Annotated in this window: 16 protein-coding genes; 5 read left to right on the top strand and 11 right to left on the bottom strand. The window is 31.1% G+C overall.

Annotated elements, in window-relative coordinates; genetic code table 11:
* The 3 genes from FHS04_RS12360 to FHS04_RS12350 all read left to right on the top strand — a co-directional run.
* The coding region (locus FHS04_RS12360) for a gliding motility-associated C-terminal domain-containing protein (protein ID WP_183408378.1) at nt 1–1,776 on the top strand (1,776 nt) is incomplete at its 5' end.
* Nucleotides 1,777–1,787: 11 nt separating this feature from the next.
* A complete protein-coding gene (locus tag FHS04_RS12355; RefSeq protein ID WP_106678744.1) occupies nt 1,788–2,735 on the top strand; it encodes a PorP/SprF family type IX secretion system membrane protein in 948 nt (315 codons plus the stop codon).
* Between the two features lie 2 nt (nt 2,736–2,737).
* A complete protein-coding gene (locus tag FHS04_RS12350; RefSeq protein WP_106678325.1) occupies nt 2,738–4,666 on the top strand; it encodes an OmpA family protein in 1,929 nt (642 codons plus the stop codon).
* 47 nt (nt 4,667–4,713) lie between these two features.
* Here FHS04_RS12350 and FHS04_RS12345 read toward each other — a convergent pair whose 3' ends face one another.
* The 8 genes from FHS04_RS12345 to rpsA form a co-directional block, all read right to left on the bottom strand.
* Entirely contained in the window at nt 4,714–5,211 is a 498-nt protein-coding gene (locus FHS04_RS12345) for a CAP domain-containing protein (RefSeq protein WP_106678327.1), read from the bottom strand.
* 158 nt (nt 5,212–5,369) lie between these two features.
* Complete coding sequence (pdxH, locus tag FHS04_RS12340) at nt 5,370–6,017, bottom strand: pyridoxamine 5'-phosphate oxidase (protein WP_106678329.1); 648 nt, start codon at nt 6,015–6,017, stop codon at nt 5,370–5,372.
* 67 nt (nt 6,018–6,084) lie between these two features.
* Entirely contained in the window at nt 6,085–6,990 is a 906-nt protein-coding gene (locus tag FHS04_RS12335) for a ribonuclease Z (protein WP_106678331.1), read from the bottom strand.
* Nucleotides 6,991–6,999: 9 nt separating this feature from the next.
* A complete protein-coding gene (locus FHS04_RS12330; RefSeq protein WP_106678333.1) occupies nt 7,000–7,332 on the bottom strand; it encodes a ribonuclease Z in 333 nt (110 codons plus the stop codon).
* Between the two features lie 3 nt (nt 7,333–7,335).
* On the bottom strand, nt 7,336–8,265 hold the full coding sequence (locus FHS04_RS12325) for an aspartate carbamoyltransferase catalytic subunit (RefSeq protein ID WP_106678334.1): 930 nt from the start codon (nt 8,263–8,265) through the stop codon (nt 7,336–7,338).
* Between the two features lie 3 nt (nt 8,266–8,268).
* Nucleotides 8,269–8,808, bottom strand: coding sequence for a bifunctional pyr operon transcriptional regulator/uracil phosphoribosyltransferase PyrR (gene pyrR, locus FHS04_RS12320; protein ID WP_027879961.1), 540 nt, complete (start codon nt 8,806–8,808; stop codon nt 8,269–8,271).
* A gap of 129 nt (nt 8,809–8,937) precedes the next feature.
* Nucleotides 8,938–9,684: a T9SS type A sorting domain-containing protein gene (locus FHS04_RS12315; RefSeq protein ID WP_106678336.1), complete on the bottom strand. Its 747-nt coding sequence runs from the start codon at nt 9,682–9,684 to the stop codon at nt 8,938–8,940.
* A 383-nt stretch (nt 9,685–10,067) separates the two neighbouring features.
* Nucleotides 10,068–11,897 carry a 30S ribosomal protein S1 gene (gene rpsA, locus FHS04_RS12310; protein WP_027879960.1) on the bottom strand — a complete coding sequence of 610 codons (1,830 nt, stop codon included), beginning with the start codon at nt 11,895–11,897 and terminating at the stop codon, nt 10,068–10,070.
* Nucleotides 11,898–12,277: 380 nt separating this feature from the next.
* Here rpsA and FHS04_RS12305 point away from each other — a divergent pair, with 380 nt between their 5' ends.
* Complete coding sequence (locus FHS04_RS12305) at nt 12,278–12,661, top strand: LysM peptidoglycan-binding domain-containing protein (RefSeq protein ID WP_106678338.1); 384 nt, start codon at nt 12,278–12,280, stop codon at nt 12,659–12,661.
* 61 nt (nt 12,662–12,722) lie between these two features.
* Here the strand turns inward: FHS04_RS12305 and cmk are convergent, their stop codons facing one another.
* A complete protein-coding gene (gene cmk, locus FHS04_RS12300) occupies nt 12,723–13,418 on the bottom strand; it encodes a (d)CMP kinase (protein ID WP_106678340.1) in 696 nt (231 codons plus the stop codon).
* 151 nt (nt 13,419–13,569) lie between these two features.
* Between cmk and FHS04_RS12295 the strand changes: the two genes are divergently transcribed.
* Nucleotides 13,570–14,172 (top strand): MCP four helix bundle domain-containing protein, encoded by a 603-nt coding sequence (locus FHS04_RS12295; protein WP_027879957.1) that lies wholly within the window; start codon nt 13,570–13,572, stop codon nt 14,170–14,172.
* 3 nt (nt 14,173–14,175) lie between these two features.
* On the opposite strand, the gene porQ is transcribed toward FHS04_RS12295, so the two are convergent.
* Nucleotides 14,176–15,195, bottom strand: a complete 1,020-nt coding sequence (porQ, locus tag FHS04_RS12290; RefSeq protein WP_106678342.1) for a type IX secretion system protein PorQ — start codon at nt 15,193–15,195, stop codon at nt 14,176–14,178.
* 151 nt (nt 15,196–15,346) lie between these two features.
* Nucleotides 15,347–17,794: an endopeptidase La gene (lon, locus tag FHS04_RS12285; RefSeq protein WP_106678345.1), complete on the bottom strand. Its 2,448-nt coding sequence runs from the start codon at nt 17,792–17,794 to the stop codon at nt 15,347–15,349.
* Nucleotides 17,795–17,887: the final 93 nt, after the last annotated feature.

Here is a 17,887-nt window from a genome sequence, read left to right as displayed (position 1 = left end):
GGTGGTACGCTACCGGTTACATATACTGCTACCGATGCTTGTGGTAATGTAACTACGCTTTCTGCTACTTTAACTATTGAAGATACAACTGCGCCTGACTTAGCGTTATGTTCAGATATGGCTGATGAAACTATTGAATGTGATGGTGCTAATAACAGTACTTTAGCATCTGATTGGAATGCGGCTAATATTGCTGCTTTACAAACGTGTCCTACGGATAGTTGTGATGCGGATGCTAGCTATACCGTAACATCTGACTTCGACTTTAATAACTTTGTGAGTGCTTGTGGTCTTGGTGGTACAATCACCATTAACTATACCGTAGCTGATGACTGTGGAAACATAGCTTCTACTTCAGCAACGTTAACTATTGAAGATACAACTGCGCCAGACTTAGCACTTTGTTCGGATGTTTCAGATGAAACTATTGAATGTGATGGTGCTAACAACAGTACTTTAGCATCTGATTGGAATGCGGCTAATATCGCTGCTTTACAAACCTGTCCTACGGATAGTTGTGATGCGGATGCTAGCTATACGGTAACGTCTGATTTCGACTTTAACAACTTTGTGAGTACTTGTGGACTTGGTGGTACTATCACGGTTAACTATACGGTAGCGGATGATTGTGGAAACATAGCTTCTACTTCAGCAACGTTAACTATTGAAGATACAACTGCGCCAGACTTAGCGTTATGTTCAGATGTTTCAGATGAAACTATTGAATGTGATGGCGCTAACAACAGTACTTTAGCATCTGATTGGAATGCGGCTAATATCGCTGCTTTACAAACGTGTCCTACGGATAGTTGTGATGCGGATGCTAACTATACGGTAACGTCTGATTTCGACTTTAATAACTTTGTGAGTACTTGTGGACTTGGTGGTACAATTACTGTAAACTATACAGTAGCGGATGATTGTGGAAACATGGCGTCTACTTCTGCAACGTTAACTATTGAAGATACAGTTGGTCCAATATTAGTGACTCAATTAGATTTACCTTCAGATGTTGTTTGTTCAAACATTCCAGAAGTTCCTGAGTTAACTTTTGAAGACAACTGTTCGAACCAGGAAATTGAATTTACTTTTGAAGAAACTTCAACATACACAGGTGAAGAAGAAATGTACACCATTACTTGGATTTGGACTGCAACAGATGAATGTGGAAACAGCACAGTAATTACACATAATATAAACGTCATTACTGAAAACTTTATAGAAGAATCATTTATTTCAAGATGTTATGAAGATGGTGAAATAGATCTATACAATGAACTTCCTCTTGGATATGATACTGATATGGAATGGACTGTTGAAACAGACGGAATTTCAATTGCAAATGGAATATTTGATCCTTTAGATGTAGATTTAGGTGACTATGTCTTTACTTATACAACAATTGATAATGGATGCTTAAAAACATTTAAATTAACTGTTAATATTAATGAAGACTGTGTGGTATTACCTTGTGGAAGCTTAGACAGAATCAAAATATCTAAAGCTGTAACACCAAATGGAGATGGTTATAACGAAACATTTAATGTTACAGGAGCTTCTGATTGCGGTTTTGTTGTAGAAGTAAAACTATTTAACAGATTTGGTGATGTGGTTTATGAATCTGATAATTACCAAAATGACTGGAGCGGAGTTTCACCTTCATCTTCAATTGGATCTGCAGGAAGATTACCAAATGGTACTTATTACTATGTAGTAGTACTTAAAGAAAGTGGTTTAGACCCAATTGCTGGTCCAATATATTTAGGTACTAAATAAAAATGCTATTAATGAAAAAACTTTCAAAATATGGAATAATTGTATTGTTCTTTTTAGGTTGTTTAGAGATAACTGCTCAACAATTACCTCAATTTACTCAATACATGTTTAATACAATTTCCATAAATCCTGCTTATGCAGGCAGTAGAGAAACACTAAGTATTGTTGGTCTACATAGAAGTCAATGGGTTGGTCTTGAAGGAGCTCCAACTACTTCTACTGTATCAATACATTCGCCTTTAAAAAATGAAAAAATTGGACTAGGTGCTACAGCTATAAATGATGAATTAGGTTATGAAAATTTTGTGTACGTAAATGGAGCTTTTTCTTACACAATTCAAGTATCTGAAAAAACTAAATTAGCATTAGGTTTAAGTGCTGGTTTTATACACTATAGCTTAGATAGAGCAGGATTTTTGGATGATCAAAGTGTATCTCAAGATCCGTTTTTTAGCAATTTTACAAACCGTTGGAATCCTAACTTTGGTGTAGGCGCATATTTACATCAAAACCGTTGGTATTTGGGTCTTTCTGCTCCTAGAATTATTAATACAAATTATAACGAGTCTGCTTTAGATCCTAACGTAGATTACATAGCGTTAGAACGTGTTGGGTATTATTTTACTGGTGGATACGTATTTGATTTAGGTGAAAACACTAAACTAAAGCCTTCTACAGTAGTTAAATTTACAAATGGTGCTCCAATAACTTTTGACTTAAGTGCTCACTTACTATTTAATGAAACGTTTTGGATTGGTGGAAGTTATAGATATAATCAAGATACGTCAACAATCGGAGGATTAGCAGATTTCCAAATTTCGCCACAAATGAGAATTGGATACGCTTATGAACATTATATAACAGATTTAAGACCATACACTGGTGGTACGCACGAAATATTGTTAATGTTTGAGGTGTTTAAACCAACAAAACGTGTTAAATCTCCAAGATATTTCTAAAGATGAAATTAAATTTTACATACTTAATATTATTTTTTGTTTGTCAGTTTTCAATAGCACAAACAAAAGTTGCAGATAATTTTTTTAGAGACTTTAATTATGATAATGCTGCAGAGTTATACAAAGAAGCTTTAAAAAAAGAAGACAGTACAGAACATATTTTGTCAAGACTAGGAGACTGCTACTTTAACATTAGTAAAGTAAAAGAAGCTGCTTTTTGGTATAAAAAAGCGATTGATAAATATCCAAACATTAACTCTGATTATGTATATAAATACATTCAAACTTTAAGAGCTCAAAAAAAATATGAAGAAGCTATTGAATTTGTCAAAATTTTTAACAAAAACAATAAAAAAGATAGACGAATAAAAGATATAGAAAAATTTAATCTAGATACATATTCAGAATTATCAAGCACAGAAAAGGTTTATGTAGAAATTGAAAATTTACCTCTAAATACAAAATATTCAGATTTTGGTAGCTTCGAAAAAGATAATAAATTATACTTCTACTCTACTTGGGTTAAAGATTCTATTACAAATGAAAAAGAATTATACGAACTTAATAATGAACCTTATTTAAATATTTTTGAATCTGAAATTACTATAGAAAACAATAAAAAAGTATTTAGTAATGCTACGAAATTAAATTCTGAAATCAATACTAAAAATGATCACGAAGGTCTTGTTACTATTACAAATGATGGAAATACCATGTATTTTACCAGAAATAATGTAAATAAAAAGGAAAAAAGAAGATATAATAAAAGTGGATCCTCAAATTTAAAACTTTATAAAGCAACTAAAGTTGATAATACCTGGACAAATATTGAAGAATTACCATTTAATAATGAAAACTTTGACTTTACAGCTCCTACCCTTACTCCAGACAATAAGACTTTAATATTTTCATCAAACATGGATAGTGGTTATGGTCAAACAGATTTGTATAAAGTAGCTATAAATGATGATGGTACATTTGGAGAACCTATTAATTTAGGACCAAAAATTAACACAGAAGGAAACGAAAAATTCCCTTTTGTTGCAAAAGACTCTACTCTATACTTTTCTAGTGATGCTAATATTAACCTAGGTCTATTAGACATTTTTGAATCTAATATTTTAAAAACCAATACTGATATTGAAGTCAAAAATTTAGGAGCTCCTTTTAATAGTTCTTTTGATGACTTTTGTTACTTTATAGATACAGAAAAAAATACAGGTTATTTTTCTTCTAACAGAGAAGGAGGACAAGGTGGAGATGATATTTATGCATTTGGTAAACTAAAATGTGAACAAATCGTAAAAGGTTTAATTAGAGATGAATTAACTAATGATTTGTTATCCAAAGCAACAGTCTCTTTAATTAATATAGATGGTAAAATATTGGAAAGGTACCAAACTAAAGAAGATGGCTATTACGAGTTTAAAATAGATTGCGAGAAAACTTATACAATTTTAGCTGAAAAACCAATCTACAGACCTGATAATATAGAGTTTGAAACATCTACAATTAATCAAGAAGAAACTGAAATTGATTTATCATTAAAACCACTTATTATTGATAATGAAATTGTAATTAACCCGATATTTTTTGACTTTGACAAATCTAATATTAGACCAGATGCTGCTTATGAGTTAGAAAACATAGTTGCTGTTATGAGAGAACATCCAAAAATGGTTATTAAAATCGAATCTCATACAGATAGTCGTGGTAATGATAGTTATAATATGAAATTATCTGATAGAAGAGCTAAGTCTACTAGAGATTATTTATTTTCTAGAGGTATAGCAAAAGACCGAATACAAAGCGCTATTGGTTATGGAGAATCTCAAATATTAAATCGTTGCAAAAACGGAGTTAAATGTACAGATGAAGAACATGAAGAAAACAGACGATCAAAATTTATTATAACAAATAATTATAAATAAAAAAAGCCTTCCAAATTGGAAGGCTTTTTTTTAGCTATTATCCTTTATTATTTTTTTATAAAAATATTTGTAAAATACCATTTGTCATTAGCATTTTTTTCTGCAGATATCTCAAAATGACTAAAATCTCCTTCTATGGTTTGTCTATGACCTTCACTGTTTAACCAAGCATTTACTACAGAATTTGCACTAGAGTAACCATATGCAACATTCTCTGATACAGATTGGGCATCTGCATTAGCTTGTAAGTAAGCTTTTCTGTTATGAAAATAGTCATGATTTACTTCATCAATATCAATCATATAATCTGTGTGAGAATACGCTTGACCTTTAATTATGTCTATACTTTTTAATTCGTTTAAACCAATACTTATTCTGTGCTGGTTAATTAGCTCTAAAATCTCTATTTCAATAGTTTTAGCTTCAGGAATTACAATGTCATTACTTTTAGCTACATTTTGGTCATCATCTAAAGTATCTGTGCTACAAGAAGATAGTGTTATAGCAAAGAAAAAAACAGTAAGTAGGTTAAGTGCTAGTTTCATAATTTTAGGGATAAATAATTTGGGTACCTCTAAAATATGAACAGTTCATTTCTAATTATGTTAAATAAATGTTAAAATCGACTAAATACATGTTTTTTAACGCTCTTTAATACACTTTATCGATTATTTACATCAAAAACATGTATTTAAACGATGTTTTAAGGAGATAATCTTTTCTTAATCCAATCGTAATTTTCTTCTAACGTATATAAAATTCTATCATGTAATCTATTAGGCCTACCTTGCCAAAACTCAATAGAAATTGGTTTAACAATATAACCTCCCCAAAATTCTGGTCGTTCTACTTCTTTGTCTTTATATGCTAATTCTAAAGCTTTTAACTTATTTTCTAACACATCTCTACTTTCAACAACTTCACTTTGATTTGAAGCTAACGCACCAAGTTGACTTCCTTTTGGACGAGAATCAAAATAACCATCACTTAAATTAGGAGCAATCTTTTCTGCTTTACCTTTAATAATTATTTGTCTTTCGGCTCCATGCCAGAAAAAAGACAAACAAATATTAGGGTTATTGGCTATTGCTTTTCCTTTTTCGCTTTGATAATTGGTGTAAAATATAAAACCTTCGTAAGTAAATTTTTTAAGAAGTACTACCCTATTTTTTGGGTAACCGTCTAAACCAATAGTAGATACTGTCATAGCATTAGTTTCATCTTGCGGAAAATGTTGATCTACTTCATTAAACCAAGTTCTGAAGAGTTCTAAAGGGTTTTCTGGTGTGTCTTTTAGGAGTAATTCGCCCTTTTCGTAGGACTTTCGGTAATTGCTTAAATCTTTTTCCATAAATTTAATTTTTAGGTAAATTTACAAGATTTAAATTTTAAATGTTAGTAGGTAATTTGTATTTCGGCTAAAATTCGAAAACTTTTCCATCTTCAGCTAATTCTACATTGTTAAAAATAGTCTGAGCTTCTGTTTTAAAATCTTGTAGATTATCATATCTAGTTGAATAGTGTCCTAATATCAACTGCTCTACATTGGCTAATTTAGCTATTGTTGCGGCTTGTACAGCTGTACTGTGCTTTGTTGGAGCTGCTAGCTTTGCATGTTTTTCTAAAAATGTAGATTCATGATAAAGTGCTGTAGCATTTTTTATAATAGGCACTAAAGCTTCGTTATAAGCTGTATCACTACAAAATGCATAACTTTTTGGTTGTGGTGCTGGTAAAGTTACCGTTTGGTTTTTTACTATTTCTCCTTTTTTATTTGGTACATCTGCACCTTGTTTTAATTTACGATAATATGCTACGTCAATATCTTCATTAAGCACTGCATTCATATCCAACTTGCGTTCTCCTATTTTTTCTTTAAATAAAAACCCATTGGTATATATGCGATGGTCTAATGGTATTGTATGTACTTCTACTTTTTCGTCTTCAAAAATAAGCTCTGATGATGTTGAAGTTAGCTCATGAAAGTACAAATTATAATTAGTCCAAGACTGGGCTAACTTCATTTGTAATACAATGACTTCTTTTAATCCTTTTGGTGCGTGAATATGTAGATCTGCCTCACGACCTAATAATCTAAATGTAGATATTAAGCCTACTAAGCCAAAAAAATGATCGCCGTGTAGATGAGAAATAAAGATATGCTTTATGCGGTTAAATTTTATTTTATGTTTACGCAATTGTACTTGTGTTCCTTCTCCGCAATCAATTAAAAATAAATGATTTTTAATTTCTAAAACTTGTGATGTAGGATTTGTAAAAGTACGTGGTGTTGCGCTGTAACAGCCTAAAATATTTAACTTCATAAATTGAATTTAAAATCCTAGATCGCGCTCCATTTCTTCCATTTCAATAATATCGTGTGCTTCTTGAAGTGTTGGCACTATTACTATTTCTTCTGGAGTTTTATCTACATCTATACCTTCATTTACAATTACAAAAGAATGTTTTGCTGCACGATGTTGATTAGAAACTCTTAAAAACTCTATAATTTGTTCTAAAGGAATTGGTTTTATTGTATTTAAATTAACAATGATGTTATTGTTTTTAAATTTTGGGTAAAGAGCCTCTATTTTTTTCACCAATTCTATAACCGAAGCATTTTCTTGGGTTATAGTTGTTATGTTTTCATTTTGATCTATAATCATAACTTAATTTTTAATTTTTGAAGCTAAAAGATAGATTACAGCCATTCTTACAGCTACACCGTTTTGGACTTGGTCTAAAATTATGGCTTGCTTTGAGTCTGCAACATCACTAGTAATCTCTACACCACGATTTATTGGTCCTGGATGCATGATTGTTATTTCTTTATCTAAACTGTCTAATAGCTCTTTATTAACTCCAAACTGTTGGGTATATTCTCTTGTAGAAGGAAAATAGCTAATATCCATACGCTCGTTTTGTACACGCAACATATTTGCTACATCACACCAATTTAAAGCTTTACGTAAGTTGGTTTCTACCTTTACTCCTAACTTATCAATATGTTTTGGCAATAATGTTTTAGGTCCACAAACCATAACGTTTGCTCCTTGAAGTTTTAAAGCAAAAATATTTGATAAAGCCACACGACTATGCAAAATATCTCCTACAATAACTACATTTTTTCCTTTTACACTACCTAATCTTTCTCTAATAGAATACGAATCTAAAAGCGCTTGTGTTGGATGCTCATGCGCACCATCTCCTGCATTTACAATTGCTGCGTCTACATGTTTTGATAAAAAAACACCTGCACCAGGATTAGGATGACGCATTACTACCATATCTACTTTCATAGATAGGATATTATTTACTGTATCTATTAAGGTTTCTCCTTTTTTTACTGAAGATTGTCCTGCTGAAAAGTTAATGACATCTGCTGATAGTCTTTTTTCTGCTAACTCAAAAGACAGTTTTGTACGTGTTGAATTTTCAAAAAATAGATTGGCTATAGTTATATCTCTTAGCGAAGGTACTTTTTTAATGGGTCTATTAATAACCTCTTTAAAATGATCTGCTGTTTTAAAAATAAGCTCTATATCTTCTTCTTTAAGATATTTAATACCTAGTAAGTGATTAACACTTAATTCGCTCATAGTTTAATTATTTATAAGATATACTGTGTCTTCTTCTTCGTTTTCTTTCCAATGCACTTTAACTTTTTCATTGTTAATGGCATCTACTTGTCTTCCTCTGTAATCTGGTTGTATTGGTAAATGTCTACTAAAACGTCTGTCTATAAGTGTTAACAACTCTATTTCTGTAGGTCTACCAAAACTTTGTATTGCTGTTAATGCAGCACGAATACTGCGTCCTGTATATAATACATCGTCAATAAAGACTACTTTTTTGTCTTCTACTACAAAGTTGATTTCTGTCTTATTTGCTTCTAAAGGTTTATCACTTCTTCTAAAATCATCTCTATAAAACGTAATATCTAAATGCCCTAATTGAAGATTTTTAACTTTATATTCTTTAGTTAAAATTTCAGCTAATCTATTTGCTAAAAACTTTCCTCTGGGCTGAATTCCTATTAAAACAGTATCTAAAAAGTCGTTATGATTTTCGATAAGTTGACAAGCCAATCTGTGAAGAATGATGTTTATTTCGGTTGCATTAAGTAGCACTCTTTGACTCATAGTGTTTTCCAAACGGGTTTGGTTAACAAAGGTAAAGTAAAATATGATAAGTTAAAAGGTGTTTTTGTTTTTACATACAAAAAGGAGTTTTATTTCTAAAACTCCTTTACTAATCATTAAGAAATGTTGCTACCTCTTAATAAACTTATGTGTTATAGATGTGTTTTCGTTTTCTAAAACTAACACGTAAATTCCTGTGTTTAATTGAGAAATATCTACAATATCTACAACTTCTGTATTATCTTCTTTATATATCTCTTGACCGGTTAAAGCGTAAATTGTTGAAGATGTAAAGTTTTTGTTTCCTAAAATTTCTAATTTATTTTCTTTAGTTACTATTTTAGTATTTTCTAATTCTTGACTTAGTGTGCTTAAAGTTGTATCAAACTCACTAGACATAGTAATGCTTGTTCCTCCTAGCAGCTCTGATAAATCAACACCTACTCCAGAATTTTTAAAAACTCTCAAGTAATAAACATCATTATTATTAACATTATCTACTACTACTTCAAAACTACCTCCTACTAATAATATAATATTGTAACTGTTACAGGTAACTTCTTGTAGTTGGTTTAAATCACCTGAAGGAGCTTTTAAAATTTGATAATCTATTCCGGTTGTAAGGAGTGTTAAACCACCACTAGACATAGCAATAGTAACTTTGTTATCTCCTAAACTAACAGTATGTTCGTAAAAAACATCTTCTGAAGGTGAACACGATGGTGTTAGACCAGAGTCTGTTGCATTGGTAAAATTAAGCAAATTAATAGTGGTTAATGTCCCATCAATAGGAATTGCATCGTTTATAGTATCTCCGTTTTGACCAATAAGCGTTGTAACAAATAGAATTGTTACTAAGTGTAAAATATTCTTCATAATGTAAAAATTAGGGTTAATTAATTAAAAGCTATCTTATAACTAATGAAAAGTTAATGGATAGCTTATTATTTAAACCATAATTGTGCGCACATTATAATTTCAATAATAATTTACTATTACATTTAAATTACAAAAAATACCATAACAAAATCAATAAATTTAGATGAATGACGTATTTTTTTAACAATTTTTAATTTATTGAAGAATATACCTACACTTTTAACAAGAAAAACACTACATGACTGATAATCATTTATTTACAAAATAAAAGAGTATTTCAAAGTACTTGCTAAAAAATCATAATATACAAGTGTAAATAATCGAAATAAAAAAGCCTCTCAAAATTGAGAGGCTTTTAAATTATATAAAATTAAGTAAGATTACTTACCGTCCATTTTATCTTTTAATGCTTGTAAAGCTTCGTTAGCATCACCTAAAGTTGGTTTTGCTTCTGCAGCTTGAGCTTCTGCTTTTTTAGCAGCAGCTTTTACGTTAGCAATCTCTTCTTCTTTAAATACAGCAGTATGAGATGCTACAACACGCTTAAATTCTTTATTAAATTCAATAATTTTAAATTCAGCAGTGTCACCTTTCTTAAGCATTTTTCCGTCTTCTTTTTCCATGTGACGAGATGGTACAAATGCAACGATATCTTCGTTAAACTCAATTGTAGCTCCTTTATCTACTACGTCTGCAATTTCTGCAGTGTGAGTAGTACCTAAAGCAAATTCAGATTCGTATTTGTCCCAAGGGTTTTCTGTAGTTTGTTTGTGACCTAAAGATAATTTACGTCCTTCAACATCTAATTCTAATACAACTACATCTAACTTATCACCTACGTTACAAAACTCAGATGGATGTTTTATTTTCTTAGTCCAAGATAAATCTGAGATATAAATTAATCCGTCAATACCTTCTTCTAATTCTACAAATACTCCAAAGTTAGTAAAGTTACGTACAGTACCAGTGTGTCTAGAACCTACAGGATACTTTGTAGTAATATCTGTCCATGGATCTGGTGTTAATTGCTTAATACCAAGAGACATTTTACGGTCTTCTCTATCTAATGTTAAGATTACTGCTTCTACTTCGTCACCAACGTTAACAAAGTCGTTAGCAGAACGTAAGTGTGTAGACCATGACATTTCAGATACGTGTACTAAACCTTCTACACCTTCTGCAACTTCGATAAATGCACCGTAATCTGCGATTACAACTACTTTACCTTTTACTTTGTCACCTACAGCAACTTCTTCTCCTAATGCATCCCAAGGATGTTTAGATAATTGCTTAAGACCTAATTGGATTCTTGACTTATCTTCATCAAAGTCTAAGATTACAACGTTTAATTTTTGGTCTAACTCAACGATTTCGTTTGGATGGTTAATACGAGACCATGATAAGTCTGTAATGTGGATTAATCCATCTACACCACCAAGGTCGATAAATACACCGTAAGATGTGATGTTTTTAACAACACCTTCTAATACTTGACCTTTTTCTAATTGACCAATAATTTCTTTCTTTTGCTCTTCGATATCTGCTTCGATAAGCGCTTTATGAGAAACAACAACGTTTTTAAATTCGTGGTTAATTTTAACAACCTTAAATTCCATTGTTTTATTTACGTACTGATCGTAATCTCTAATTGGCTTAACGTCAATTTGAGAACCTGGTAAGAATGCTTCGATACCAAAAACATCTACAATCATACCTCCTTTAGTACGACACTTAACAAAACCGTTTACGATTTCGCCAGTTTCGTGAGCTTTGTTTACTCTATCCCAAGCTTTAATTACACGAGCTTTACGGTGAGATAATACTAATTGTCCTGTTGCGTCTTCACGAACATCAATTAATACTTCTACCTTGTCTCCTACTGCTAAATTTGGGTTGTATCTAAACTCGTTTAAAGAAATAACACCTTCTGACTTAGCGTTAATGTCAATAATAGCATCACGATCTGTAATGTGTACTACTTCTCCTTCTACTACTTCGTCATCTAATGTGTCAACAAAGTTTTCTGATACTAATTTTTCAAATTCTTTTAATTGAGAATCTTCAACTTCATCAATACCTTCTTGGTAATTGTGCCAGTTAAACTCTTTTAAGAATTTTTCAGGGTTTTTTTGTGCTTCAGATACTTCTGGAGCGTTGTTTTGTTTTGCTTCGGTTGCTTCAACCTTTGCGTCTTGTGCTTTTTCAGCCATTTAATTAAAATTGCAATGTTTTTTACTCGCTTTCGCGGAAAGAAAACACTGTGTTTGTATTCTGTGATATTTTGGATTAATTAAGCGATATACCTACAGAAGCGTTAAATTTATTTTTCTTAATTTCCTTTTAAAAATCCAATTCTCGCTAAAAGGAGTGCAAAAATACTACATTTTAGCCATTTTGCCTAATTTTTTTAAAAATTAATTAACTGATTATCAACACACTTTAAATTTGTGTAAACAATAATAAAACAACGCTTTTAATCGGTGATTTTAAACACTTAGTCGATACAGTAAATTTACTTAACCTTTTGTTTAAAAGAACTATTGTTATATTTCATATCTTTATTTAAGAATTAACAATTAAAACTATTTATATGGCAGTTAAAGAAAAATATCAAAGCGTATTAGATTTAGGAGAAAAGTTAAATATCCAAAACGGAGATGTTTGGGTTGAGGACGGAATATTAAAAGTAAAAGGTACTGCAGCTACGCAATACGAAAAAAACTTAATTTGGGACGAAATTAAAGCTGTTGCTGGCGAAGAAGCGCCAACAGACATCAAGGCTAACATTACAGTTGCAGATGAAAGCGTATACGCAAAACATACTGTAAAAAGTGGTGATACTTTAGGTAAAATAGCTAAACATTATTATGGTAATGCAGGTAAATACACCGCTATTTTTGAAGCTAACAAAGACATCCTAAAAAATCCAGATGTGATTTTTCCAGATCAAGAACTTAAGATTCCTAATTTATAGGATTTATAACTAAAAATTAAAAAAGCGAACCTACTGGTTCGCTTTTTTTATGATAGAAATTCTAATTTAAATTATCTAATCTGGTATTTACCAAGTTTAAAATCTTTTCAAATTGTTGATCTAAAGTTAAATTAGAATTATCGATTTCTATAGCGTCTTCTGCTTTAACTAAAGGCGAATTTTCTCTATTAGAGTCTATATAATCACGCTCTCTAACATTTTTAAGCACATCTTCATACGTTATATTATCACCTCTTTCTATTAATTCGTCATAACGCCTTTGTGCTCTAGTTTCGGCAGATGCAGTCATAAATAATTTAAGTTCTGCATTAGGAAAAACTACGGTTCCAATATCACGACCATCCATAACAACACCTTTATCTTTACCCATTTGATGTTGTTGTTTTACTAATTGGTAACGTACTTCTGGTATTGCTGCTACTTTACTTACATAGCTTGATACTTCAAGTGTGCGTATTTGTTTTTCAACATTTTTTCCATTTAAATATACTTCTGCAAAACCTAGATTTGGATTAAACTTAAAACTAATTTCTACGTTACTTAAGTTTGATACTAAAGCGACAACATCAAAATGATCTTTGTCAATCCATCCATTTTGCATAGTATACAACGTTACAGCTCTGTACATAGCGCCAGAGTCTACATATATATAACCTAAGTGTTTTGCCAATTGTTTTGCTACTGTACTTTTTCCTGTTGAAGAAAATCCGTCTATAGCGATTGTTATTTTTTGCACGTTTTAACTTTTAGGCTTCAAAAATAGGGATTAAAATTGATTAAAAAAGATTATGTTTTATTTAAACATCTTTGCTTAATTGTTAAACTGAATAAGAAATAACGCGCACTTCCTTAATTTAAATTATATTTATCCTTAAATATTAAAACTTATGACTTTTTTCAATAAAATAAAATGGACCCTTGGTATTTTAATGGTTTTTGTTTTAATCGTAACCACAAATCTTATTGACAGAAACAATTTTGTGCGCGTAAAAGATTCAGTCGTGTCTATTTACGAAGATAGACTTGTTGCTAAAAACTTAATTTTAGAGTTTTCAAATTCTATACATAAAAAAGAAGTTGCAGTTGCATTATCAGATTCTACTTTTTTTAAAGTTTCTAATAAAGAAGAAAATAAAAATATAGAAAACCTTATTTCTAAATTTGAAGCTACCAAACTTACTAAAGAAGAAAGTAAAACTTTTAGTAACCTAAAAGAAAACTTACAACAACTAAATAATACAGAATCTAAATATGTTACTTCTAACTTTTCTAGCAAAGAAGACATGTTTAAACAAATAGCCAAGATTAAAAAGAATTTAGAGGATCTATCTAAAATTCAACTTTTAGAAGGAAGTAAACAAATGTCAATTAGTAAAAAAGCTATAGACTCGGTTGAATTATTTACACAAATAGAAATTTACTTATTAATATTTCTTGCTATCGTAATACAAATAATTGTAATGTATAATCCAAAAAAAGAAGACAATTAAACACTACTGTAAATCAATATGCAAACCAAAAAAGTTAGCATCTGTAGCTGCTGTATATTTAGCATGTGTATAACTAAAACGAAGCTTGTTAATTTTTACTGCAAAACCAGCAGATAAACCGGAAAAGTTACGCTGATCAACAACACGAAGCTCTTCTGCTCTTCTAAAATTATAGCCTAAACGAATATTAAAACCTTTATCAGGAAATAACTCTGCACCAATAATTGTGTGTCTTAGTACATTATTAAAAAAGCCTACATTTTCTTGCGTTTGGTTACCTTCTAAATCTGTAGTTGCTCTTGCTGGATTAGAAACACCGATTGGCCACTCTTGAAGATTTTCAAAAGTAAGGTGCCAACGTAACGGGATGTTTTCTAACGTTTGACTTAAGCCAATATTTACTTCTAATGGTAAAGACTCTTGTAAACCTGCGTAGGTCGTAATTTGTGTTCCTAAATTTCTAACAACAAGTGTTGCTTGAAATTCTAAATCTTCATCTATATAAAGTAAGCCTAAATCTGTAGCTATACCAAATGAATTATATTGTTCTAAACGAGAGGTTATAAATTTTAAATTTCCTCCAAAATAAAAATCACTATACCCTATTTGTAAAGCATAACCTAAAGATAATGCGGCTTCGCTACCTGTAAATGTTCCTGTGGGATTACCTTGCTCATCATAACCATCAAAATCTCCATAATTAATATATGTTACACCTGCATGAAAAGTTTGTGTACGTCTATCCCATGTGTAAGCGTATGCTGCTGTACCATAATTAATACCACCTAAATAACTGCTGTAATTAAGTGCAAATTGATTATCCATATTTACATTAATAGTTGATGGGTTGTAAAGTGCTTGTGTTACATCGTAATCTACATTGGTTAACACTTTACCTCCAAGCGCTGCTTGACGTGGTGATGCAATTAAATTTAAAAATTGGTAAGTAGATTGTCCACCTAATTGCGAAAAGCAATACGTGCTAAAAAGGCAAGCAGTAAACAGGACAACTTTTTTAAACATAAGGTTGCAAAGTAAATAAATCTCTTTTAAAACGTAGTTATAGATAATTTATTTTTTAGCTTAATTTTATTTAAAAATATCTATTAGTATTTTAAATATTACAACAATAAAAAAAGCTACCTGTTTATGGTAGCTTTTTTAAAATTTGAAATTATAATGATTTTGCGTTTTTAACTTTTTGATTTGTTATTGCTATGTCTATTACGTCTTTCATGTCTGTTACGTAATGAAATGTAAGCCCTTTTAGATATTCAGGTTTAATTTCTTCTATATCTCGCCTGTTATCTTCGCATAATAAAATCTCTTTAATTCTAGCACGTTTTGCTGCTAAGATTTTTTCTTTAATACCACCAACTGGTAACACTTTTCCTCTAAGTGTAATTTCTCCTGTCATTGCGATGCTCTTTTTTACTTTCTTTTGAGTAAATAAAGACACTAAAGATGTTAACATCGTAACACCTGCGCTTGGTCCGTCTTTTGGTGTTGCGCCTTCAGGAACATGAATATGAACATTATAATTATTGAACACATCAGAGTTTATTCCTAAAGTTTCAGCATTTGCTTTAATATATTCCATAGCAATTGTTGCCGATTCTTTCATGACTTTACCAAGGTTACCTGTAATGGTCATAGCGCCTTTTCCTTTAGATAAGATAGATTCTATAAATAATATATCACCACCAACTCGTGTCCACGCTAATCCTGTAACAACACCAGCAACATTGTTGTTTTCGTATTTATCACGTTCTAATTTTGGTCCGCCTAGTACATCTATAACATCTTCATTAGTTACCTTAATATTATACTCTTCTTCCATAGCAATATTTTTTGCTGCGTGACGCACCATTTTTGCTATTTGTTTTTCTAGACCACGTACACCAGATTCGCGTGTGTAACCTTCAACAATTTTTTCTAATTGCGGCTTACCAATTTTTAAATCTTTATCTGTTAAACCGTGTTCTTTTAACTGTTTAGGTAGCAAGTGTCGTTTTGCTATTTCAACTTTTTCTTCAATAGTATAACCAGTAACGTTAATAATTTCCATACGATCTCTTAAAGCTGGCTGAATGGTATTTAAACTATTTGAAGTAGCTATAAACATTACTTTTGATAGGTCGTAACCCATTTCTAAAAAGTTATCATGAAACTCGCTATTTTGTTCTGGATCCAAAACTTCTAACAATGCTGAAGATGGATCGCCTTGATGCGAATTTGATAGTTTATCAATTTCGTCTAAAACAAATACAGGATTTGATGTTCCTGCTTTTTTAAGACTTTGAATAATACGACCTGGCATTGCACCAATATAAGTTTTACGGTGACCTCTGATTTCTGCCTCGTCACGTAATCCTCCTAAACTCATACGCACGTATTCTCTACCTAAAGCTTCTGCAATAGATTTTCCTAAAGATGTTTTACCAACTCCTGGAGGACCGTAAAGACAGATGATTGGCGATTTCATGTCATTTCGCAACTTTAAAACTGCTAAATGCTCTATAATTCGTTTTTTTACATCGTCTAAGCCATAATGGTCACGATCTAATATTTTTTGTGCGCGTTTTAAATCGAATTTATCCTTGCTAAACTCGTTCCAAGGTAAATCTAAAAATAGGTCTAAATAGTTACGTTGAATAGAATACTCTGCAACCTGCGGATTCATGCGTTGCATTTTTGATAATTCCTTTTCAAAATGCTTTGCTACTTTTTCGTCCCAATTTTTAGATTTAGCACGAGTTTTCATTTCTTCTATTTCTTCAGCATTTCCGCCTCCAAGTTCTTCTTGAATGGTTTTTAATTGCTGATTTAAGAAATACTCACGTTGTTGCTGATTTAAATCGCTTTGTACTTTTGATTGAATATCGTTTTTTAACTCTAGTTTTTGAAGCTCGATATTCATATAACGTAACGTCTCTAAAGCGCGATCTTTTAAATCGTTTATCTCTAATAGTTTTTGCTTTTCTTCAACAGATAAATTCATATTTGAAGACACAAAATTGATTAAAAACGATTCGCTTTCTATATTTTTTATAGCAAAAGTCGCTTCAGTAGGAATATTTGGACTATCCTTTATAATTTGAACTGCTAAATCCTTAATGCTTTCAATAATTGCATTAAATTCTTCGTTTTTAACAGCTGGTGTAGCTTGTGCTACTTCTTTTACTGTTGCTTTAATATAAGGATCTTCGGTTAGAACTTGGTCTATCGCAAAACGCTTTTTACCTTGAATAATCACGGTTGTATTCCCATCAGGCATTTTAAGCACTTTTAAAATACGAGCTACAGTACCTGTTTGATGGATATCGGTAACTTTTGGATCTTCTACATCTTCGTCTTTTTGTGCAACTACACCTATTACTTTTCCGCCTTTATTAGCGTCGTTTATAAGTTTGATAGACTTGTCTCTTCCTGCTGTAATTGGGATAACTACACCTGGAAAAAGTACTGTATTACGCAAAGAAAGTATTGGTAAACTTTCTGGTAATTCTTCTTTATTAATTTTTTCTTCGTCTTCAGGAGTCATCAATGGAATTAATTCTGAGTTTTCATCAAAATCTTGTAATGACAAACTGTCAAGTGATATAAAATTAGATTTCTTCATAAGTATGTTTTAAGTCAAAATGTCATTAAAAAGTAATGGTTTCGACTTTTATAGTTTTAAATTGAATTATTCAAATCCTATAAAACATTGATA

It is taken from the genome of Mesoflavibacter zeaxanthinifaciens subsp. sabulilitoris (assembly GCF_014191595.1).
GTDB classification, from domain to species: domain Bacteria; phylum Bacteroidota; class Bacteroidia; order Flavobacteriales; family Flavobacteriaceae; genus Mesoflavibacter; species Mesoflavibacter zeaxanthinifaciens.
This window is presented reverse-complemented; position numbering and strand designations above follow the sequence as displayed.